General features: G+C 56.8%; 16 protein-coding genes. 13 read left to right on the top strand and 3 right to left on the bottom strand.

What is annotated here, in order from left to right; translation table 11 throughout:
* The first annotated feature begins 214 nt into the window (after positions 1–214).
* The 11 genes from J4772_RS18640 to J4772_RS18590 all read left to right on the top strand — a co-directional run bounded on the left by J4772_RS18640 (position 215) and on the right by J4772_RS18590 (position 16,997).
* Positions 215–1,960 carry a cache domain-containing sensor histidine kinase gene (locus J4772_RS18640; RefSeq protein ID WP_209076603.1) on the top strand — a complete coding sequence of 582 codons (1,746 nt, stop codon included), beginning with the start codon at positions 215–217 and terminating at the stop codon, positions 1,958–1,960.
* Positions 1,953–3,518, top strand: a complete 1,566-nt coding sequence (locus tag J4772_RS18635; RefSeq protein ID WP_209076601.1) for a response regulator — start codon at positions 1,953–1,955, stop codon at positions 3,516–3,518. Before J4772_RS18640 ends, J4772_RS18635 begins: the two co-directional genes overlap by 8 nt.
* Before the next feature lie 180 nt (positions 3,519–3,698).
* Positions 3,699–5,036: an ABC transporter substrate-binding protein gene (locus tag J4772_RS18630; RefSeq protein WP_209076599.1), complete on the top strand. Its 1,338-nt coding sequence runs from the start codon at positions 3,699–3,701 to the stop codon at positions 5,034–5,036.
* Between the two features lie 267 nt (positions 5,037–5,303).
* Complete coding sequence (locus J4772_RS18625) at positions 5,304–6,230, top strand: carbohydrate ABC transporter permease (protein WP_116060475.1); 927 nt, start codon at positions 5,304–5,306, stop codon at positions 6,228–6,230.
* Positions 6,227–7,051: a carbohydrate ABC transporter permease gene (locus tag J4772_RS18620; RefSeq protein ID WP_116060476.1), complete on the top strand. Its 825-nt coding sequence runs from the start codon at positions 6,227–6,229 to the stop codon at positions 7,049–7,051. The genes J4772_RS18625 and J4772_RS18620 overlap by 4 nt, the downstream gene beginning before the upstream one ends.
* 32 nt (positions 7,052–7,083) lie before the next feature.
* Positions 7,084–9,822: an alpha-L-rhamnosidase gene (locus J4772_RS18615; protein WP_209076597.1), complete on the top strand. Its 2,739-nt coding sequence runs from the start codon at positions 7,084–7,086 to the stop codon at positions 9,820–9,822.
* Positions 9,823–10,070: 248 nt separating this feature from the next.
* A complete protein-coding gene (locus J4772_RS18610; RefSeq protein WP_209076595.1) occupies positions 10,071–10,712 on the top strand; it encodes a molybdenum cofactor guanylyltransferase in 642 nt (213 codons plus the stop codon).
* A gap of 4 nt (positions 10,713–10,716) precedes the next feature.
* Positions 10,717–11,985: a molybdopterin molybdotransferase MoeA gene (glp, locus tag J4772_RS18605; RefSeq protein ID WP_209076592.1), complete on the top strand. Its 1,269-nt coding sequence runs from the start codon at positions 10,717–10,719 to the stop codon at positions 11,983–11,985.
* 38 nt (positions 11,986–12,023) lie between these two features.
* Positions 12,024–12,755, top strand: coding sequence for a molybdopterin-guanine dinucleotide biosynthesis protein B (gene mobB, locus J4772_RS18600; protein ID WP_209076590.1), 732 nt, complete (start codon positions 12,024–12,026; stop codon positions 12,753–12,755).
* A gap of 341 nt (positions 12,756–13,096) precedes the next feature.
* Complete coding sequence (locus J4772_RS18595) at positions 13,097–14,830, top strand: proline--tRNA ligase (RefSeq protein WP_209076588.1); 1,734 nt, start codon at positions 13,097–13,099, stop codon at positions 14,828–14,830.
* Positions 14,817–16,997, top strand: coding sequence for an ATP-dependent helicase (locus J4772_RS18590; protein WP_209076586.1), 2,181 nt, complete (start codon positions 14,817–14,819; stop codon positions 16,995–16,997). Before J4772_RS18595 ends, J4772_RS18590 begins: the two co-directional genes overlap by 14 nt.
* An 81-nt stretch (positions 16,998–17,078) precedes the next feature.
* Here J4772_RS18590 and J4772_RS18585 read toward each other — a convergent pair whose 3' ends face one another.
* Genes J4772_RS18585 through J4772_RS18575 form a run of 3 tightly spaced genes read right to left on the bottom strand, consistent with a single transcriptional unit; the run spans position 17,079 to position 19,492 of the window.
* Positions 17,079–17,861, bottom strand: coding sequence for an ABC transporter permease (locus tag J4772_RS18585; RefSeq protein WP_116060482.1), 783 nt, complete (start codon positions 17,859–17,861; stop codon positions 17,079–17,081).
* Positions 17,862–17,867: 6 nt separating this feature from the next.
* On the bottom strand, positions 17,868–18,671 hold the full coding sequence (locus tag J4772_RS18580) for an ABC transporter permease (protein WP_116060483.1): 804 nt from the start codon (positions 18,669–18,671) through the stop codon (positions 17,868–17,870).
* Positions 18,668–19,492 (bottom strand): ABC transporter ATP-binding protein, encoded by an 825-nt coding sequence (locus J4772_RS18575; RefSeq protein WP_116060484.1) that lies wholly within the window; start codon positions 19,490–19,492, stop codon positions 18,668–18,670. Before J4772_RS18575 ends, J4772_RS18580 begins: the two co-directional genes overlap by 4 nt.
* A gap of 316 nt (positions 19,493–19,808) precedes the next feature.
* Between J4772_RS18575 and J4772_RS18570 the strand changes: the two genes are divergently transcribed.
* Together J4772_RS18570 and J4772_RS18565 are read left to right on the top strand one after the other, a co-directional pair.
* Complete coding sequence (locus tag J4772_RS18570) at positions 19,809–21,665, top strand: cache domain-containing sensor histidine kinase (RefSeq protein ID WP_209076585.1); 1,857 nt, start codon at positions 19,809–19,811, stop codon at positions 21,663–21,665.
* Positions 21,662–23,293, top strand: a complete 1,632-nt coding sequence (locus J4772_RS18565; protein WP_181917598.1) for a response regulator — start codon at positions 21,662–21,664, stop codon at positions 23,291–23,293. Before J4772_RS18570 ends, J4772_RS18565 begins: the two co-directional genes overlap by 4 nt.
* Positions 23,294–23,306: the final 13 nt, after the last annotated feature.

Raw genomic sequence — 23,306 nt, 5'->3', positions numbered from 1 at the left:
GCCCGAAGCTGCTCAGATTGGTTCGACGGTCTGCCAGACCGTAAGAAGCCGTCAATTACGCTATCTTTAGCAACCATGATTCAGGCCATCCTTTTCCGGGATGGTCTATTTTGTCTTGAAGCGGCAATGCGAGGCAAAACGACTTATTTCCGGACGGAGGCGAGGGAATCTGTGCTAGAATGATGGGGAAACCGCATGCAAGAGGGGGAGACGGATGAGAATCGGCCGCTTTAGACTTCCGACGCGTTGGCGCAGTATCCGCTTGCCTTACAAGCTGGTGCTCGTCTATACGCCGCTAATATTGCTTCCCGCGCTTGCGGGCATTTATTATTTGACCGAAAGCTACACGTCCTCCTCGAAGGCCCAAGCCGCCGAATACGCCACCGACCTGCTCGGTCTGATGGGGCAGAAGGTCGACGACCGGATGAGGAGCTACGAGCAGCTCAGCAAGCAGATTATGACGGACGGCGAGCTGCTGAAGCTGGCGAAGACGGAGCCCGAGTCTGCCTACGACAGATTCAAGGTAGAGAGCGCGATCAACGAGAAGCTGAACGTACTTTGGCTGGGCGCGGACCAGAACAGCTACATCCGCTCCATTAAGATAGAGACGCCAAGCGCTATCTACACGTACGGCAAAAATGCGATCGACGAGTACGACGTGCGCAATTCGGAGTATCGGACGGTGGTCGGAGAGATGAAGGGGGGAGCCAGATGGTTCGCCCCGCAGACGTTCGACGACGGCTATACGAAACTCCGGGCATTCCGGTTAGGACGAACGATTCGCGACGAGAAGCTGAACGAGCTAGGTACGTTAACGCTTGTCATTCGGGTCGAGGCGGTCGGCGATATTTTTCGCCAGATGAAGTTTCAGGAGGATACGGCGCTTAAGCTGCTGGACGAAAAAGGAGAGCCGCTGGTCGACAACGAGGTGTCGATCGGCGACGTCAAAGCCAGCCGTCTGCTCAGCTTTACCGACGACAGGCTGGGCAACGGCTGGACGCTGGCGGTACAGATGCAGCTCGACCGGTTGTACGAGCCGATCTTCTCTACGGTGCGACAGGCGCTGTTTATTTTGTTCGGCTGTATTTTGCTCGGCCTTGTCGTCACTCATCTGCTGGCCTTGGACCTTGTCATCCCCATTCGCAGATTGACGATGAACATGAAGATGGGCATCAAGGGCGTGCGTCCGGGCAAGCTGAAGCGTTTCGGCGGGGCGGTGGAGATCGTGGAGATGAACGATACGTTCATCTCGATCATGTACGAGATTGAGCAGTTGATCGACGAGGTCGCCAGGCAGGAGAAGAAAAAGAAGGACGCCGAAATTCGCGTGCTGCAACACCAATTGTCGCCGCATTTTCTGTACAACACGTTAAATTCGATCCGCTGGATGGCGATGATTCAGAGGCAGGATAATATCAAGGAAATGGTCGATGCCCTAAACGCACTGCTCACCTATGCGCTGCGCGGGTCGGGAGGGCCGGTGCCGCTGGCGAGCGAGATTGCGATCCTGCACAATTACGTGGCGATTCAGAAGGTGCGCTACCAGCACTTCGAGTTCGCGGTGAACGTTCCAGCCGAACTGGAGCAGGTCGAGGTGCTGAAGTTTCTGCTTCAGCCGCTTATCGAGAATGCGCTGATCCACGGCTTGGCCCCGTCCGAGCATCCCGGGGAAATTACCGTTTCCGCGGTGTCGGAAGGCGAGCATCTGCTCGTGACCGTTGCCGATAACGGAATCGGCATGAACGAGGAGACGGTAGAGAGGCTTGTTCGCGGGCTGTCGGCTTCTCCGACGGACAGGCTCGGCGTGCGCAGCGTTCATGAGAGAATCCAGCTTCATTACGGAACGAATTACGGTCTGTCGATTCGCAGCGAACCGGGAGTCGGCACGTCGATAACGGTTAGAGTGCCTATGCGGATGGACGGATCGGCGGAGGAAAAGGGGGAGCGCTCGCATGCGTAAAGTGATGATCGTCGACGATGAAGCGCTCGTACGGATCGGCCTGCAATCGATCATCGATTGGGAGAGCAGAGGCTACCGAATCGGCGGCGTGTTCAAAAACGGAGAGGAAGCAATGCGCGCGGCGGCGGAAGAGAAATTCGACATTGTGCTGACCGATATCCGTATGCCGGGCATGGACGGCTTTGCGCTGATCCGCGAGCTGAAACGGCTCGATCCGAGCCTTCGTTTTATTATTTTGAGCAGCTACAGCGATTTCGAATATACTCGTCAGGCCATCCAGGCCGGCGTTAACGACTATATTTCAAAATACGAGATGGAGCCTGAAGAACTGCTGCGCGTTCTCGATGCGCTATCCGTAAACGGCGAAAGGTCGGGAGTGCCGGAGACGGCCGGCGAGGCGGGTTCGCTTGACGACGAGAGAGCCGCGTGGCTGACGCGGACCAAAGAAAACCGGGACGCGCGACTGTCGGAGCATTGTCCCGCACTGCTGGAGCGGCTGGGAAGATGGGGAGGCGAGGCGCGCTGGGTCGTCCTGATGCCGCTGCCGAGAACTTCCGGCTATTCCCAGACGGAGCGCAAAGCGATGGCGCTGCAGACGGAGGAAATTTTCTCCCGGCTGGACGGTCTGGAGTATTTCGGCGAGCAGGACGGCTTGCTGCATGGCGCTTGCGCGCTGCGTGAAGGCGAGCAGGACGACTCGATTCGACTGCGGCAGATTGCCGAAGAGCTTACGGCGGCATGGGCCAAAAATCTGAACGTCGCGCTCGTCGCCGGAGCGGGGAATTCTGTGACGTTCGATCGGCTCGGACAATCGAGGAAGGATGCGGAGCGCGCGGCTCAGATGTGCTTTTACGACGGAGCGGGGATCTACCTCGCCGAGCATGTCGTCTTGAGAGAAATGGCGGAGCAGGAGCGTCTGGAGCTGTACAGACAGGCGAAAAACAAAATCGACTTTCTTCATTTCGAGCAATTGGGAGACGAGATTCGCCGCCGTATCGGCGATCCGGCCGCCCGACTGCTTCCGGCCGAATGGCAGCGGGTCGGCGAGATGATCGCGACCCATCTGATGAATCTGATGATCGAGCGTTACGAATCGGATCCGGAAAGCCTTCGCGACCGCTTCGGCGCCGCTTGGCCGCTGAACGAAGCGTTCCGCAAGCTCGGTACGCAGGCGGAGTTTGTCGGTATGCTGCAAGAGATGCTGGCGCGCGCGCAAGAGGCGGCATCTTCGCTGCATGCGAGCCGGGGCTGGGTCGCCAAAGCGAAGGCGTTCGTGGAGAGCCGTTACGGCGAACCGCTGCGGCTGGAAGACGCCGCCGAGCATGTCAGCTTCAGCCCAAGCCACTTCAGCCAGCGTTTTCGCCAAGAGACGGGAGAGGCGTTCTCCGACTACTTGACGCGTATTCGCATTCGCGAGGCGATCCGGCTGTATAACGAGACGGAGCTTTCCACCGAGGAAATCGCCGCCCGCGTCGGCTATTTGAACGCCAATTATTTCATTAAAGTGTTTAAGCGCATGACGGGGCAGACGGTGAAACAGTTTAAAAGCAGATCCTGATCGTGTAAAAAGGAATCTGGATCGTAAAATATGGAACATGGACCGGAGAACGTCCGCATTCTCCGGTCGAGATGGAACATTCTCGCTCGATTGCTGCATGGAGCAGGTAGGTGCAATCGCTTACAATGTAGAAAGATCGCGATCATGCCTACATTTCTAAGAAAATCGGAGGGGTTTCATTTGAAGAGAAACAGATTCGTTATCGCGCTTGGGCTGCTTGCTATGACCGGCGCGGTGCTGCAAGGCTGCGGTGGTAAGGACAATGGAAACGGCGCCTCGAGCCCATCGGCCAGCCCTTCCGCGAGCGCTTCCGGCAGCGCGCCGGCGGAAAGCTCGCAAACTCCTCAAGAAGAGAACGTTACGCTGAAAGTATGGGGAGACCTCGGCAACCAGGCCGTGCTGGAAGAACCGTTCAAGAAGATCAACGCCGCCTTCGCGGCCAAGTATCCGAACATCAAGCTGGAATACGACTTCGCTCAAAACGATCAGAGCTTAAACGTCGCGCTGCAGGCCAACGAGCTTCCCGACCTGTTCTGGGTGCAAGGCGACAAAACGGCAAAAATGGGCGAAATGGTCAAAAACGGCTTCCTGATGGATCTGACTTCCTACAATCTCGATATGTCCCGTTACTCCGAATCCGAGAAAACCTACTGTACGGTAGACGGCAAAATCTACTGCTCGCTGCCGTCCTTCTTCGATACGAACGTCGTGTACTACAACAAGGATCTGTACGAGAAGAACGGAATTCAGGCACCGACGACATGGGACGAATTCGTTCAAGGCCTGGAGACTTTGAAGGCGGCGGGAATCACGCCGATTACGCTTGCCGGGAAGAGCGAATGGGATCGCGCTTGGCCGATCTTCGCCTTCGCGCCGGCCTTCTCCAATACGGCGCTTAAGGCGGCTCAAGCCGGCCAAGGCAAGCTGACCGATCCGACCGTCGCCGAGACGCTGCAGGCGTTCCGCGATTTCGTCGACAAAGGCTATTTCGGCAAAGACTACCTGGCGCAGGATTACGCAGCGGCGCAATTCGCATTCACGAACGGCAAAGCGGCGGCCATCATCGACGGAACGTGGTCTAATGCAACTTATGTCGATTCAGGCATGAATCTGGGACGCTTCTCGATTCCGAATAAAGAAGGCAAGAAGGTCGTGCAATCCAGCTACAGCAACTTTATGACTTATGCGGTGTCCGCCAAGACGGCGCACCCCGATCAGGCGGTCAAATATATCGAGTTCCTGAATTCGCTTGAGGCGCAGCAAATTCTGGAAGATGCCGTAGGCCTTGTACCGACGCTCAAAGACATTACGCCGAAGGATGAAGGCGTTAAGGAACTGGCGGTATTCGACGAAGCGGGCGTCAACATCTACAGCGTGCTGACTGCACTGTCGTCGCAGGAATCCAATACGGCCGACGTATTCATGAAGGATGTTATTCCGAAGCTGATGACGTCTGCAATTACCGGAGCCGAGGGTGCGGAAATTCTCGACAAGGCGGCTACTTACCCGGCACAGTAAAAATAAAGACATCATCCGGATCAAAGGGCTGTCCCATGCGCTAACAAAGCTGCTATGAAAGGTAATCGATGATAGAGGTGATAGGGGGATGTGCCTCCCTCCGACGCTATACGCTCCTGAAATGGGAATGGTTAAACCCGTTAATAGGAGATTTCAGGAGCGTATGAGGCAGGTCTCCGGGAGGTATATCCCCCTACTTTGTATCGATTATCCCAAGCTTATACTCATGGGACCGCCCCTTTGCCGCGGGCAGAGAGGGTGTTACGGTTGACATGGATTAAAAAACGGCCATTTCTGTGGTTTATTTTGCCGGGCTTCGCGCTGTACAGCTTGTTTACCGTCTATCCGATCTTCTCGGCGTTCCAGATCAGCTTGAACCAGTGGGACGGGATCGGACCGAAGACGTTTGTCGGCTTCGCCAATTACGCCGAGCTGTTCGGCAACAAGGAGCTGTTCGCGCAGCTGACCGGCGCGTTCCGGCACAGCGTTATTCTGTTTTTGCTCAATACGTTCGCGGTGCTGCCTGGACAGCTGTACATGGCCTATTTGCTATACAGCAAGATCAAGGGACATCGCTTTTTCCAGGCGATGATTTTCTCGCCTCAATTTATCGCCACGCCCGTCATCGTGTTTATGGGAACGCTCATCTTCGACGGCAACATCGGCGTCTTTAACAAGCTGCTGGAAGCGATCGGATTGGGCGAATGGACAAGACCGTGGATCGGATTGCCGGAGTTCGGAATTTACATCGTCTGGATTATGGTCGCATGGTCGGGAATCGGTGTCGGCATGATCTTTTTCCTCGGGGCAATGAAGATGATTCCTGTGGAAATGATGGAGGCCGCGCTGCTCGAAGGGGCGTCGTACTGGCGGAGATTTTTCAGCATCGTGCTGCCGCAGATCAAAACGACGGTGTTGAACATGTTGATTCTGACCTACATTTTCGCGATGACGATGTTCGATTTCAGCTTCATTCTGGGCGGCGTATCGGGCGGCATTAATCGCAGCGTGGACGTCATGGCCCTGTTCTTCTACCGGATCGCCTTCGGCGACAACAGCGCGGTCGGAGGCACGATGAACGTGAACGCGATGGGGATGGGCACGACGATCGCCTGCGTGATGTTCGCCGTCATTTTCGTCGTCGCCGTCGTCCAAGTCATTCTCACCTATCGTCGAACGGAGGATGGAGCATGAATCTGAAAGCAAACCGAACCTATGTCAGCTCCGCGATTTTGTGGTTATATTCCTCCTTTACGCTGTTCGTTCTGGGCTATATGACCTATCAGGCGTTCCGATCGAAAAAAGAGCTGCTGTCGAACACGTTCGGCTGGCCGGATGTGTTCAATTTCGCCAATTTCGGCAAGCTGTTCGCGGAGGCGGGCTTCCACCGTTACTTTTTCAATAGTGTCTTGATTCTGGCTGTGACGCTTCTGATCGTAATCGCGCTGTCGTCGATGGTCGCTTACGGGATCGGGAGGTTCCGGTTTCGTTTCAAAAACGGACTGCTCGTCTATTTTCTAATTGGCCTGATGTTTCCGGTACAGCTCGGCATCGTTCCGATTTTCCTGCTCATTCGCGATATGGGACTGATGAACTCGCAATGGGGCGTCGTAATCGTGCTCGCGTCGGGGTTGTCGATGCCGGTATTTCTATTGACGACGTTTTTCGAGAAGCTGCCGGCCGATCTGTACGAATCCGCGAAGATTGACGGAGCCGGCGAATGGACGACGTTCCAACGAGTGATGTTCCCGCTGGCGAGCCCGGTCGTGTTCAGCATCTGCATCATTATGTCGGTGCAAATCTGGAACCAATTTTTCGTTCCGTTGATCATGCTCCAGAGCGAAGCGAAGAAGACGATTCCGCTCATGATTATGAAATTCACGAACAATTTAATGTACAACATCGATTTGGCGATGGCCGGTTCCGTCATGGCGACGGTGCCGATTCTGATTTTGTTCTTTATTTTCTCCGGTCGAGTGCTGGAGGGTGTCGCTTCGGGCGGAATTAAAGGATAGAGAGAGATAAGCAATGCTTGGGAGGCGGAGAGATGGAAACGTTGAGAGCGCAGCGGCTTCGTGCGGAAAATTTGGACGATCCGCTTGGAATAGATGTCGAACGTCCTCGCCTCGGATGGATCGTCGACTGCGGGCGAAGAGGAGCGGCGCAAAGCGCGTACCGGGTGTTGGTCGCTACCAGGCCGGAGTTGCTGGACGAGGAAAAGGGCGATTTGTGGGACAGCGGCGTTGTGACGAGCGCGGCGACGCAGCAGGTGGAATACGCGGGCAAGAAATTAGTCTCCGAGCAGCGGGCGTACTGGAAAGTGCGGGCGTGGGATGAGCTAGGACATGAGGGACCTTGGAGCGGGACGGGCTGCTGGTCGATGGGGCTGCTGAGCCGGGACGAATGGAGAGGCGTATGGATCGGGTCGAAAAAGGACGTTAAGCCGACGAAGGAAAAGCCCAAGCCTAACGTATATTTGCGCAAGGACTTCGGCGCGCGCGCCGGCGTGCGCAGGGCCACGGTATATGCGACCGCGCTTGGCCTGTATCGCTTGTGGCTAAATGGGGAGCGCGTCGGGAAGGACGTGTTCTCGCCGGAGTGGACCGATTATCATGTGCGCGTCCAGTACCAGACCTACGACGTTACCGACCGTCTGAGGGAGGGGGATAACGCAGTAGGAGTTCTGCTCGGACAGGGCTGGTACTCGGGCTATATCGGCATGTTCGGGTTTCAAAAATACGGCATGGACCCGGCTTTCCTGCTGCAGTTCAACATTGAGTACGAGGACGGCTCGCGAGACTGCGTGACGACCGACGGATCATGGACGGCGTCGCTTGGCCCGGTCGTCTCCTCGGATCTGCAGATGGGAGAGACAATTGACGCTCGGCTGGAGATGCCGGGCTGGAATGCGCCGGGCTTCGCGGATACGGCATGGACATCGGCGGACGTCATGTACGATTATCGCGGCTGGATCGTTGCGCAGATGTCGCGGCCGATCCGGGAGACGGGCGAGCGGACGCCGTACAGCTTGCGCTGGACGCCCGACGGGCGCGTGCTGATCGACTTCGGGCAAAATCTCGCGGGCTGGCTACGAGCTTCTATAAAAGGCGAGGCCGGAACCCGGATCACATTCCGGTTCGGCGAGGCTTTGGACGCCAGCGGCGTGTTGTATACGGAGAATCTTCGCTTTGCCCGCCAGACCGATGTCTACGTGTGCCGTGGCGGCGACGGGGAAGTTTTCGAGCCGACTTTTACGTATCACGGCTTTCGATATGTGGAATTGAGCGGAGACGGTCCTTTCGAGCTAGGAGAAACGGCGGCCGTTGTCATTCACTCGGAACTGCCGGAGACGGGGGAGCTGGAAACTTCGCATCCGCTGGTCAACAGGCTGATCGAGAATGTGCGCTGGACGCAGCGGGCGAACTTTATGAGCGTGCCGACGGACTGTCCGCAGCGGGACGAACGGCACGGCTGGACGGGGGACGGGCAGATTTTCTCCGGGACGGCCGCTTATTTTATGGACGTTTCGGCTTTTTACGCCAAGTGGCTCGTCGACCTGGAGGATGCGCAGCGGCCGACCGGAGCTTACACGGACTTCGCCCCGTTTATTTTCGGGCCGAAGACGGAGTTCGACAACGATTTTACTTACACGCATACGGCTTCGGCCGGGTGGGCGGACGCTCCTATTATCGTAGCTTGGCTGTTGTACGAAACGTACGGCGACCGGCGCGTGCTTCGCAAGCATTACGCATCGATGAAGCGCTGGGTCGAATTCAACCGCGCCTTGTTCCCGGACGGCATCCGGGACGATGTGTCTCAGTATGGGGATTGGCTGTCCGTGAACGAGCGGCCGTTCGAGGAGCGGATCGCCGAATTCGGCCGTATGGTCAGCCATTATTCCACGACGCCTTACGATATTTTCTCGACGGCCTACATGGCTTACAGCGCCAAGCTGATGTCGGACATCGCTGCAGCGCTAGGCGAAGAGGAGGATCGTCAGACGTATGGCGAGAGGTTCGAGCACATTCGAACCGCGTTCATCGACCGTTTTGTCGACGGGGAGGGACAGATCAAGGGAGATACGCAGACGGCTTACGCGATGGCGCTGGAACTGGACCTGCTGCCGGAACGGCTGCGGGAGGCGGCAGTATCGAGACTCGTCGGTAAAATCCGCGAGCTCGGAAATATGGCGACAACGGGCTTCCTAGGCACGAAGTTTCTGATGGATGCGCTTGTGCGGGAAGGGCATGCCGATTTGGCGTTCCGTCTGCTGCTGCGCGAGGAATATCCATCCTGGCTGTATTCGGTGCGTCAGGGCGCGACGACGATCTGGGAGCGCTGGGACGGCTGGACGGAGGAGCGGGGCTTTCAGGACCCGGGCATGAATTCGTTGTGCCATTACGCCTTCGGTTCGGTCGGCGAGTGGCTGTTCCGGAACGTCGGCGGCATCGGACGCGAGGGCGCGGAAGCGGGCTTCGGGGCTCTGCTGATACGGCCGCGTCCGCTCGGCGGGCTGACGTTCGCGCGCTGCCGCTATGACGGTCCAAGCGGACCGGCTGCTACAGAGTGGCGGATCGCGAACGGAGAGTTTCTGCTGAACGTGGAGGTTCCGGCCAACGCGACCGCGCTTGTATACGTGCCATCGGTGGAAGGCACTGAGGTGTTGGAGGGAGATACGCCGGCTCGGTTGGCGGAGGGGATCAGCGAAGTCGGCCGAGAGGACGGCTGCGCCGTGTTCCGGATCGGCTCGGGCAAGTACAGCTTCGTTTCGCTGCTGCCAGTGTAACGTTTTGAATGGGAAAAACCGCTGAGTGTGGGAATCGTTCGATGGAACGGTCGCTGCTCGGCGGTTTTTTTGTAGATCGTTTTATGCCAACTGGCAAACCGAGGGGAGAATGGGGAAGGAGCGGGAGAAGGAAGAGTCACAGAATCGTTGAACGCAGAGCGTCTGAGCGGCTTGCCTCGGCAATCGATAGCGGTCTACAATGGAGGGAGTTAACCTCCGGGTTGCGCGGGCGGAAGAGGTGCGGAGTAGTGAAGACGGCAATGACGACAGTTATACTGGCGGGCGGGCAAGGCAGACGAATGGGCGGGCAAAATAAGGCGTTGTTGACGCTTGGGCAGGAGACGATCATCGAACGCCAACTGCGCGAAACATCGAAGCTGTGCGAAGAGATCGTTGTTGTCGCCAATGATTCCGGCTTTGCCGAACAATTGCTGAAGATGGCCCCGCACATTCGAATCGCAGCCGACTTTTATCCGGGGGAAGGTCCGCTGGCCGGCGTCCATGCAGGCTTCCAAGCCGCCGCATCGCCGTATGTATGGCTGCTTGGCTGCGATCAGCCGTATCCTGACGCGGATGCGGCCGAATATTTGCTTGGTCGGTTGAGGAACGGTTCTGCGCAGGCGCTGGCGGCCGTTCCGCTGATCGACGAACGGCTGCAGCCGCTGCACGCAGTCTATCGCAAGGAAACGGGGGCGATCGCGGAGGAGCTGCTGCAGGCGGGAAGGAGACGTCTGCAGGATTGGCTGGACCGGTTGGAGCCTTGCGCAATCGGGCAGGACGAATTGCAAGCCAACGGGCTATCGCTGGCCTTGGCGGACGATATCGATACGCCGGAACAGTTCGCCGAGGAGAACGCCCGCTGGGCTGAGCGCGCGCAGCAAAGGAGCTAAGTCCATGATGCAGCAAGCAGACAACGTCGAGCGATTTCGCCGCAAAGCAGTGCAGCCGGAAGAGGCGCAGCAGACGATATTAAACCATATCCGCTCTCTAGACGCGGAGAACGTAACACTATATGAGGCGTGGGGCAGATCCTTGGCCGAGCCGCTGATCGCGCCGCATCCGTTTCCGCCGTTTCGCCGGTCGGGGATGGATGGTTATGCGGTGCTAACGGCGGATCTGGCTGAAGCCGCGCCCGGCCGTCCGGCAGAGCTGGTCGTGCTGGAACATTTACCCGGAGGCACGGAGCCGAAGCGCTCGCTCGGTCCCGGACAGGCGTCCCGGATTATGACTGGAGGGATGGTGCCGAAAGGGGCCGACGCCGTCGTGATGCTGGAGATGACCGAGACTGACGAGAGGGACGGCCTCTCGTTCGTGCGGATCGGGAAGGCGGTGCCGCCGGGCGCTAACATTTCCGAAATTGGGAGCGAGATTTGCGAAGGCGAGCGGCTGTTGCCGGCAGGGCGGCGGGTCGAAGCGGGAGAGAGCGCCGTTCTTGCCGCTTGCGGCTGCGCTCGCGTTGCCGTAGCGCGACGTCCCCGGGTGGCGATTCTCTCTACCGGCAGCGAACTGCTGGAGGTGGACGAACCGCTCGCCCCCGCGAAAATCCGCAACAGCAATGCGCCGATGCTGGCCGCGCTTATCAGGGAGTTCGGAGCCGAGCCGACCTTGCTCGGCAAGGTTCCCGACGATCCGGAAGCGGCCGGCAAGCTTGTGCGTCAGGCATTGGCAGATTGCGACTTGCTGCTAACGTCGGGCGGGGTATCGGTGGGAGATTATGACGTCATGGTCGACATTCTCGCCCAGCCGGACGTGAAGCTGCTGTTCAACAAAATCGCGATGAGGCCGGGCAGTCCAACATCTGCAGCGCTGCTCGGGGACAAGCTGATACTCGCGCTATCCGGCAATCCGGGAGCGTGCTTCGTCGGCTTCCACCTGTTTGTCGTACCGGCGCTGCGTCGAATGCTCGGCGTGCAGCGGCCGACTCACCCTCAGTTTACGGCCAGGCTGGGCGAAGACTTTCCGAAGGTGAACGCGTATCGTCGCTATATTCGCGCCTTTACGTCCGTTAGCGGCGACGGACAAGTGTGGGCTACGCCGACAGGTGACGACAAATCGAGTCTGATGACGACGATCGTCGGAGCGGATTGCCTGATCGAAATTCCCCCGATCAAGGAAGGGTTGAGGCGGGGGCATCCGGTGAAGGTGTGGAAAATAGGACAGTAGCGGGACATCAGGATAGAGCGGTAAGGAGACGGACTGAGATGCGCATCATTCAAATTGTCGGATATAAAAATTCGGGCAAAACGACTCTGGCATGCGAGCTTATTCGCGCCTTCGCCGCCGAAGGCCGCAAAGTCGGAACGCTTAAGCACGACGCCCATCAGTTCGAGCCGGAGCCGCCGGGCACGGATACGTGGAAGCACCGGCAGGCCGGTTCGTCGACAACGGCAATCGTCTCTGCCGAGCGTACGGCCTGGGTGGTGGAACAGACGACGTCTATCGAGGAGCTTGTCTCGCAGATGACGCTGCAGCGGCTCGACGATCTGATCGTCGAAGGCTTTAAATCCGCGCCTTATCCGAAAATCGCGCTGATCCGAGAGGAAGAGGACGCGGATTTGCTGCAGCTGTCCAACGTCATCGCGGTCGCGCTCCGCAAGCCGCTTCCGTCGGTCGAGAAGCTAGCGAGGGAAATGGGAATTCCCGTTTTTCTTCATTCGAGCCTCGACTCGTTTGAGCCTCTGCTCGCCTTTCTCCGCCAAGAGCCTATGGAATTGATGACTTCCTGGGAAATTAAAGGCATGAAGAAAGGACTCAAGGAAGGCCGCGAAGAAGGGATTAAGGCGGGTATAATCAAGGGCAAAGCGGAGGGCAAGCAAGAAATTGCCGTGAAAATGCTGCAGAAAGGCTTCGAGACGCCAACGATCCACGAGCTGACGGGCCTGTCCCGCCAGAAAATTCAGAAGCTCAAGGAAGCAATGCAGCAATGGAATTGACAAGTCTCGAACAAATAGTGTAAATTAGCGAAAAGCTATTTTTGATCCTATATACGATTAATGGCGTAGACCAAGGATATGAGATTCGGCCCCCGTCGTACAGAGAGGAAGCGCCTGGCTGCGAAGCTTCCCGACGGCACGAACACTCCCCGCCTTGTCAGCCGCAGCGGTGAACCCGAAGTATCCGCTGCCGGGAAAATCCCGTTAACCGGTTGAGGAGTGCCGATACGCGCGAGCGGAAGAGGCATTCGAATTAGGGTGGTACCGCGAACGAACACATTCGTCCCTTGACGAGTGTGTTTTTTATTTTGATATCGAAAGCAAGGAGGCTGCACAAAACAATGAGACAAAGTCGATTGTTCGCCCAAACGTACCGAGAAGCGCCGACGGAAGCCGATACGACCAGTCATCGGCTGCTGCTGCGCGCCGGGTTTATCAGGCAGTTGGCGGCTGGGGTATATGCGTATTTGCCGTTAGGTCGCCGAGTGCTGCGCAAGCTGGAAAGCATCGTGCGGGAAGAGATGGACCGCGCCGGGGCGCAGGAGCTGCTGATGCCGGCGATGCAGCCGGCGAAACTGTGGCAGGAATCGGGCCGTTATGCCGCCTACGGACCCGAACTGATGCGGTTAAACGATCGTCACGACAGAGAATTCGCGCTCGGGCCGACCCACGAGGAAGTCGTAACGGCGCTTGCGCGCGAAGAGATTTATTCCTACCGCAAGCTGCCCGCGATCGTCTATCAGATTCAGACGAAGTTTCGCGACGAGAGACGTCCGCGCTTCGGCCTGATGCGAGGTAGGGAGTTTCTGATGAAGGACGCCTACTCCTTCGACGCCGATTCGGAGGGGTTGGAACAAAGCTATCGTACAATGTACGACGCTTACGGCCGGATATTCCAGCGAGTCGGTCTAAACGTGCGGCCGGTGGAGGCGGACCCGGGTACGATCGGCGGAGAGGGCGGCACACACGAGTTTATGGCGCTCGCGGACATTGGAGAAGATACGATCGTCTCCTGCTCGCATTGCGGCTATGCCGCGAATTTGGAGAAGGCGGAGGCCGGAACGCTGACGGACGTGACGAGGGGGAACGGACTTGCGCCGGAGCTGGAGAAAATCCATACCCCAAACGTACGGACAATCGACGAATTGGCGGCTTTTCTCCAAGTTCCGGCTTCCGCTTTGCTCAAAACGATGCTCTACGATGCGGACGGAACAATCGTCGCCATACTGCTCCGCGGGGACCATGAAGTGAACGAGACGAAGCTGCAAGCGCATTTGCAGGCTGCGCAGCTGACCCTTGCCGACGAGGCCGCCGTCATACGCGCCACGGGCGCGCCGGTCGGCTTCGCAGGTCCTGTCGGCCTGAACGTATCGCTGCTCGTCGACCGGACCATCGCGGCAGGGGAGGAGTGGATCGCGGGGGCGAACGAAAGAGACTATCATGTTCGCGGCGTTAAGCCGGGTAGAGACTTCTCGGTGGAAGCAACGGGAGACTTTCGCAATGTCGGGGAGGAGGAGCGCTGCGCGAGATGCGAAGAAGGAGCTTACCTCTTCCGTAAAGGGATAGAACTCGGCCATGTGTTTAAGCTTGGAACAAAATACAGCGAGCCTCTGGGCGCGGCGTATCTGGACAAGGAGGGCCGCAAACGGCCTCTGATGATGGGCTGCTACGGCATCGGGGTATCCCGCATGATGGCGGCTGCGGTCGAGCAGCATCACGATGAGGCGGGCATCGTCTGGCCGTCGGCCATTGCGCCGTTCTGCGTCCACATCGTTCCGATCTCGATCAAAGACGAGGTCCAGAGAACATTGGCGGAAAACCTGTATGAGCGTTTCCTGGCCGCCGGAATCGACGCCCTGATTGACGACCGCGACGAACGCGCCGGCGTGAAGTTCAAAGATTCCGATCTTATCGGCGTTCCGGTTCGCCTCGTTGTCGGTAAACAAGCGGCTTCAGGAGAGGTTGAAATGAAGCTGCGGAATCTCCCCGACAGCATGACGCTAACAGCCGAAGATGCTTTTAAGATCGTTTGTGACAAAATGCGGAACCGGGAGAGTACCGATGAGTTTCTTTGAACGAATGGCCGTTAAGGCAAACGTCGCTTTGAACGAGCAGCAGCGGCAGGCTGCGTCCCATTCCGAGGGACCCTTGCTGCTTCTTGCTTCGCCGGGCTCGGGCAAAACGACGACGATGCTGATGCGGATCGCTTATTTAATGGAAGAAAAGCGGGTCCCGGCAGAGCGGATCAAAGCGGTGACGTTCAGCAAAGCGTCTGCGGAGGACATGAGGGCGCGCTTTGCCAGATTGTTCCCGTCGCTGTCCGCGAACGCTCCCGACTTTTCGACCATACACAGTCTGGCCTTCGAAATTGTTCGGAATCATTTTCGCAGTCGCGGCATTGCTTATCGGATTATTGAGGGACGAAGCGGGGAAGAGGACGACGGGCGGCCGAACAAGCCGAAAATTATTCGCGAACTGTACCGACGCGCGAACGGCGATTATCCGCCGGACGATCGGATGGAAGAGCTGACGAGATACATCGGTTTCGTTAAAAATAAGCTGGTCCCGTCGGATCGGCTCTCGCAGATCAAATGCGACGTTCCCGGAGCGGAGAAGATCTACGAAGAGTACGAGCGCTACAAGCGGACGGCCGAAGACAGACTGCTGATCGATTTCGACGATATGCTGACCGAGGCTGACGCGGCGCTGAGCGCCGACGCCTCGCTGCTTGCGAAATATCAGAGCCGTTTCGATTATGTGATGACGGACGAAAGCCAGGATACTTCGCTTGTTCAACACGAAATTGTAGAGAAGCTCGTGCGGAAGCACGGCAATCTGTGGGCCGTCGCCGATGACGACCAGAGCATCTACGGATGGCGAGGCGCCGAGCCTGCCTATTTGTTGGACTTTAAGACGAAGCATTCTCATGCGTCCGTTTTATTGTTAGAGCAAAACTACCGTTCAACCTCGAACATCGTAGATGTCGCCAACAGCTTTATTAAGCGCAATCGCAATCGATACGATAAAAATATGTTTACGGAAAATTCGAGCAAGGAAGATATCGCAGTTACCGTGCTTCCCGACTACCGTTATCAAGCAAAATATGTGACGGAGAAAATTATCGACGACGGAGAGCTGGGCGACACTGCGATTTTGTACCGAAACAATAGTTCTTCCATCCTGCTCATGAATGCTCTCGACCGTGCGGGTATTCCTTTCTATATGAGGGATGGGGATGCACGCTTCTTTTCCCACTGGGTCGTAGAGGACGTGCTGAACTTTATGCGGTTGACGTTTAACGATCGCCGCACGGATATTTTGCAAAGAATCCATTTGAAGTTCGGCGGATACATTTCGAAAAAGCAAATGGAACAGCTGTTAGAGCTTAAAGCGGACCCGGACGATTCGGTATTCGATCGCCTGGTGAAGCATATTCCGCTGCGGGAGTATCAGGGGAAAGCTCTGACGGCGTGCAAGGCGGCATTTCGCAGCATGCAGGGAGCGGAGCCGCTGACGGCGATTCGCATCATTCGCGACAACCTCGGCTACGACAAAGCGATCGATAAATCGTGCGAACGGATGGGCTACCGTAAGGAGACGCTGTTTGGCATTTTGCACGCCTTGGAGGAGATTGCCGAGCCGCTGGAGACGATGGAGCAGTTCGCGGCTAGACTGAAATTTCTCGAAGGGCGAATGAAGCAGTCAAAGGGCGGAAAAGAGGCCGGGACGGTTACTCTGTCGACGCTGCATAGCTCCAAGGGTCTGGAATTTGCGCGCGTGTATGTCGTCGATCTGATCGAAGGCGTGCTGCCCTCCGCAGACGACGTTCGCAAATGGGAGGCGGGCGACGCAGAGGATATGGAGGAGGCGGCCAGGCTGTTCTATGTCGGCATGACGAGGGCGAAACGCCGCCTGGAACTCATCTCGTACGCCAGGAAGGAAGGGGAGCCGGTAAAGCCTTCCCGCTTCGTTGAAGACGTTCGTCGTTTGCAGCGGGGTGAACCCGCCGGGAGGGCCGCGGAGGCCGGTCTTCAACGGTTCGTCCCTGAGAACCCGAATGCGATCCTCGATTCGTCGCGTCTCGTTGTCGGCGCTAAAGTCCGGCATGCCGTCTTCGGAGACGGAGAGATTGTTCTGACGCTTGGGGATAGCATGGACATCCGCTTCCGCAAGGAGACAAAGCGGCTCTCCGTCAACATTTGCGTGCAGATGGGACTGCTCGAACCGGCGACTGCGGAATGAGCAAGCCGCCGTACGGCCGATTGTTGACGCGGACTCCCGACTAAGACCGCATTGCTCCAGTCTGCGGCCGAGAGCTTGCGATCACGAGCCCGTGGAGCGGTATCGGCGGACGCCAAAGCTCCACAGCATTAAGCAGGGGACAATGAACAGACAGCCGGCCAGCGGAGCGAGCATATACGGAATTCCGCTGCCCTCCGTCCGACCTAGAATATATTGAAGCGGCACGTAGTTGACGAGTCCGAACGGAATAACGTAAGTGAAGAAGCGGGACACCCATTTGTGATAAATGTTAAGCGGGTATTGCGCCATCTCGCGGCCGCCGTCCGTAAAAATGTTGCCCACCTCCAGCCCCTGCACCGTCCAGAAGCACATCGTAGCGATAAGGATGAAGATGCCGGTGAATATCATAACGCCGCTGACGATCATGAAGAGCAGCGTAACGGCCTTCATCAGCGTCCAGTCCGTCTCCACCCGGCTGATCGCCCAGACGAGCACGACCAGGCTTTGCAGCAATCTGCCGAAGCGGGTGAATTCGAATTTGGAGCCGAGCACCTGAAGCACGGTGCTGCGGGGACGAACGAGCAGCCGATCGAAGTCGCCGTTTACGATCAGCGCGGAAAACATGTCAAAGCCCCGCGCCAGGCACTCGGCGATAGCGAACGCCATGTGAATGACGCCGAATACAAGCGCGACCTCGAAAAACGTCCAGCCCTGAATTTGCCCGAATCGCTCGAACAAAAAGTACAGCCCCGCGAATACGGAGAACGGGATAAAAAATTGACCGAACGACAGCAGCCAGAACGATGTTCGGTACTGCATTTGGGATTTGAATAAAATAAGCAAATATTTGCCGAACAATCTCATGTCGGATTAGCCTCCTTGGACGACGACTCGTCTTAGCGCTTTGCCCATCGCGAATTTGCCGATCATCAGGAGCGCGGTCAGCCATAGCAGCTGCACCGGAATCGTGGCGAGCGCCTCGGCCGGCGGAATGTGCCCGGAATAGACGCGAAACGGAAAATCGGCCGCGAGCCGGAACGGAAGCGCATAGACGATCGTCTGCAGCCAGGACGGCATCAGCGGGACGGGAACGATCATGCCGGCGAGAAATTCTCCGGCGACACCGAACATAAGTAGCGAACCGGCCGGGGACATCGTAATGAACGTAGAAATGTAAATGAGCATGGAAACGGCGACCAGAATGAGCAGGCCGAGAACGAGAACGATTAAAAACAATAGGGCGGTAGTTGTGTCGTGAGGCAACGTCAGTCGATAGGGCGAAGGCAGCAGAAGGGCGACGGTGAGTATCGGGAAGCAGCGAAGGGCGGCGTTGGAGAGCCTCTGCGCGAGCAGCTTGGCATACCACAAGCCATATAATCCGCTCGGCCGACAGAGCTCGTAGGCGATATTGCCCGTCGTAATCAATTGGAACAGCTCATTGTCGCGGAACCAGAGCGCAATAAAGGCCAAGAAAGCTTGCTGCAGCCAGATGTAGGTGACGACCTGCGTCAGCGAGATCGGAGGATCGGCCAGCGGCTGACTGTAGAAAGCTTGGTACACCATTATGATGATGAAGCCCCAGAAAAATTGCGTCGCGATGCCGGCGAGGGCGGCGGATCGGTACTGGAAGCCCGTTGCGAGCTTCAGGCGGAATACGGAATAGAAAGCCCTCATGAAATTTCGTACTCCTTGTACATGTTGACGAGCGCTTCTTCGATCGCGGAGCCGCCGCCCGTCTCTCCGCCTTCGGCCGACGCGTACTTGGCGCGCATGGCGGCCAAATCGCCGTCGTACAACAGCTTCCCTTTGCCGATCAGCAATATCCGCTGCGCCAGCGCCTCGATGTCGCTCATGTCGTGCGTGGTTAGAATGACGGTAACGCCTTTCTCCTTGTTGATCGTAGAGATGAACCGTCTGACCGCGATTTTGGATACGGCGTCAAGTCCGATCGTCGGCTCGTCCAAAAACAGAATGCCGGGTCCATGCAGCAGAGAGGCGGCGATTTCGCAGCGCATGCGCTGCCCGAGGCTGAGCTGTCTCACCGGCGTTTGCAGCAGCTCGCCAAGATCGAGCGTCTCGGTTAGCAGGTCGAGATTGCTTCTGTATTCTTGCTCCGTCACGTCGTAGATGTCGCGCAGCAACTCGAACGAATCGATGACCGGCACGTCCCACCAGAGCTGGGAGCGCTGTCCGAATACGACGCCGATGTTGCGCACGTACTTGACCCGGTCGAGCCAAGGGGTAAACCCCATGATGCTGCACGTGCCGCTGTCTGGAACGAGAATGCCGCTCATCACTTTGATCGTGGTCGATTTGCCGGCCCCGTTCGGACCGATATAACCGACGATCTCTCCTTGGCCGATCGAGAACGAAATATCGTTCAGCGCGGCTACCTCCGTATACTCTCTTCGAAACAGCGCCTTAAACGCGTTTCCGAAGCCCGAAGACCTTCGGGCCACCTTAAAGCTCTTGCTGATTCCGTTAACGGTAATCACAGTATGTCCTCCTGTATGGAATAAAAGCGAAAGGAAGAAGATACTACCATTGTCGGGGAAGCGCTGTCAAGCGTTATTTTACGTCTTAGCCAAGCTGCTTCGACGTATTAGGGCGCCGGAGGCGTTTTTTGCCTGGCGAGGCTTTTTATCTGGGTTACTGTTCATTTTTATCCCTCCATTATGAGAATGGCAACTTATCGATATTCGCGCGGTTTTCTATAATAAGAGGGAGTACAAACTTTCGAGCGTGCGAGCCCAGCGGCTTCTCCTCCTGCTATAATGAGATCAACCTACATGAGAGGACGGACATCGAAAGATGAGTTTAAGCAAACGAATTTTCACCGCCTTCTTCGCTTTTATTATCATTCCGTTGTTCGTGTTGGGAAGCGTCTCGTATCTTGTATCGCAGAAGGTGACGGAGAAGAAGTATGCGGAGCAGACCGAGCTTACGCTCAAAGCGATCGGCCGCAACATTAACAACATGATCAAGGAAGCCAATTACTTTTCGGATTTCTGGGTAACGATGGAGGACAGCGTGGAGGTCGTTGAGCAATCGATCGATGACGGCGGCGCTAACGTCGATCCTGCCGGGGGGGAATCGTCCAAGGGGACGGATTTCTATTCTCAACTGCTGGAGAAGGAAAGGCTGCGCAAGCGCGTGCTGCTGACGTATCCGGGCATCCACTCGCTTACGTTGTACCGCAATGACAACAAACAGGTCAACGTCAACTTTTCGGCCAAGGACACACCGATTCCGCGAGAGGAATTGGAGGCTCATCCCATCTATCAGGAGGTTTTGCGCAAGAACGGCGCTCCCGTATGGATCGGCCCTAACGAGGATAAGAACTTGACCGGAGACTACAATCTGTTTACGCAAATTCGCGTGCTGCTCGACGTGGAGACAATGAAGAACAAAGGCGTGCTCGTCACGCGATTCCAGTTGAACGAGCTAAGCAAGATTTTTACCTTTTATAATAGTCAAGGGAAGATTGATCGTCGCTTCCTGATTGTAGCGGGCAACGGCAACATTGTGTACGACAGCGAGAAAAGCCCTGAAGGGCGCCGGATTTCCGACTACGTGGATACCGAGACCCTCGATATGCACAGCTCCGTGGCGCAGAGCAAGACGCTTCCGTTCGACGAGCACAAAAGTCTCGTATCGGTTCAGGATTTGCAGCTTCAGCGGCTCGGCATCGGCGATTGGAAGCTGGTCATGGTTACTTCCTGGCAGTATCTGTCCGGCGACATGGCGGCCGTGCTGCGCTGGACAGTCGTCATTACGTCGTTCTCGCTTGTGCTTGCGCTAGTTTTTAACCTGATTTTCGTCCGGAGAATGGTGACGTTGATCGTGCGGGTTGTCCGAGCGATGCGGCAGGTGGAGCGCGGGGATTTATCCACACGGGTTCCGGTCGTCGGCAACGACGAGACGACGGCGCTGTCCCGGGGCTTCAACAGCCTTGTCAAGAGAGTGTCCGAGCTGCTCGACGACGTCACGGAGGAGCAATCGCGCAAGCGCAAGGCCGAGATGATGCTGCTGCAGGCACAGATCAAGCCTCATTTTCTGTTTAACGCATTGGAATCGATCAATATTTTGGCCGTGCAGAACGAAGGGCGCAAAGTCAGCAAAATGGTGCAGCGGCTTGCAAATATTTTTCGCATCAGCATTCAGCAGAAAGAGGAAATTACGATCGAGCAGGAGCTGCAGCATTTGATGAGCTACCTGGAAATTCAGAAATACCGCTTCGAGGAGCTGTTCGAATACGCGATTGACGTTCCCAAGGAGCTGATGGACTGCACGATTCTGAAGCTGACGCTGCAGCCGCTCGTTGAGAACAGCATTCAGCACGGGTTCGAAGGCATCGATTATATGGGGAGAATCGAAGTCCGCGCGGCAATTGAAGGACGCAATATCGCCTTCTATGTCGAGGATAATGGAATCGGCATAGCGGAGGAGCAGTTGGCGCGGTTTGCGACCAGCGGGATTACGACGCTGCAGGAAATGTACGCGGAATCACCGGAGATGGGGGAACGGCGGGGTCTTGGCGTCGGCAACGTCGCGGACCGGCTGCGCATTCATTACGGGAACGGCTATGGCGTAATGCTGTGCAGCGCTCCGGGATGCGGCACGACGATCAAATGTCTAATACCTCTAGAGAGGGAGGGGCGGCGATGAGGCTTAAAGCTTTGTTGATAGATGACGAGGTCAACATTTTGAAAAATCTCCAGGCCGTTATTCCTTGGGAAGAGCTGGACATTGAGCTGATCGGGACGGCTCGTAACGGAGAGCAGGCGCTGGAGCTGGCTCGGGAGCATCGTCCGCAGCTCATTATGTGCGACATTCGGATGCCGGTCATGGACGGCATCGAGTTTCTGGGCGAGCTGCGACAGTTCGATACGTCCGCGGAAGTCATTATGATGACGGGATATCAGGATTTCAGCTATGTAAGATCGGTTATTCGTTACGAAGTGAAAGACTACATTTTGAAGCCGATCGATTACGAGGAACTGGTCGAGACGATTCGCAAGCTGGCGGACGCCGTCCGGGAGAAGAGCATGGAGCAGCGCTCGATGCAGCAGGAATGGAAGCAGGTGTTCCATCTCGCCTACGAGAAGGTGCTGTACGATCAGATTACCGATCTGGGCGGGTCGGCCAGCGGGCCGATACTTAGGCTTGGAGAGCTGGAAGGCGAAAATCTGGCGTTCGCGATGATGCTCGTAGACGTCGAAGACTATTCGAAACGAGAGAAAATTTGGGATGACAAGGAACGCAAGCTGTGGAATTTTGCCATCAACAATATTTTGCAGGAAAACCTGACCGCGTTCGGCGTCGTACATACCGTCATTCAAGTCAGAAGCGGGGAATGGTGCGTGCTGATCGAACGCTCCGCGCCCGATCTGTACGAGCGCGTACAATGCTTGTCGTGGGCGGAGACGCTGCGGCAAGCCGTACAGAGCTATCTCAAGCTGAGCATTCGCGTCGCGCTTCATCCGGCGGAGGTGACGCTGAAGCAGCTGTCCAAGACATATAAAAGCTTGCAAAGATCGTTGTACCTGTCGTCGACGGCTCACGAAGGCGTTATCGTGTCGGAGAGAGCTCGCGGCAGCTCCGAAACTTCGCAGCAGCTCTGGGACACGATCGAAGAAATGGTTACCGGGCTGAAGCGCTGCGACCGACGTCGCACCGAAACCGCGCTGCGCGAGCTGAACGAGAGTTTCAAATCGCTGCCGGAAAATTCGTTCGAGCGAGTCGCGCCGATCGTCCATTATCTATGCATTCATCTGCTGCGAGAGATGCGGGAGATGGAGGTGATCGGCCGGCACGAGGAGACGGAAATCTGGAGGCAGATCGATCGGCATCAAGGCATTCGCGAGACGCTGCAGGTCGTCAACCAGCTCGTCGATCAATCGCTGGAGAGCGTCATGAAGAAAAAGACGAGCGACGTGCTGATGCTGTCCGCGAAGGATTACATCGAACGAAATCTGTCCGCAGAGCTCAGCATCGACGTGTTGGCCGAATACTTGGGCATTAGCGGCAGCTATTTCAGCTTGCTGTTCAAGCAGCATTTCGGGGAGACGTTCGTCGAATACGTAACGAAACAAAGGATGGAGATGGCCCGATCTTTGCTGGCTCTCAGCGATAAGAGCGTTACGCAGGTCGGATTGATGGTCGGCTACGCGGAGCGCCGATACTTCACCCGGGTATTCAGCAAATACACGGGAATGCTGCCGTCGGAGTACCGCGAGCAGCAGCAAAACAAGTCCGGTGCGGATAAGCCGGCTTGGACGAATCACGAGGAATAGAGGAGAGAAAGTC

The organism is Cohnella sp. LGH (genome assembly GCF_017671885.1).
GTDB lineage: Bacteria > Bacillota > Bacilli > Paenibacillales > Paenibacillaceae > Cohnella > Cohnella phaseoli.
The sequence above is the reverse complement of the archived record's forward strand: the minus strand, read 5'-3'. Positions and strand labels throughout refer to the sequence as shown.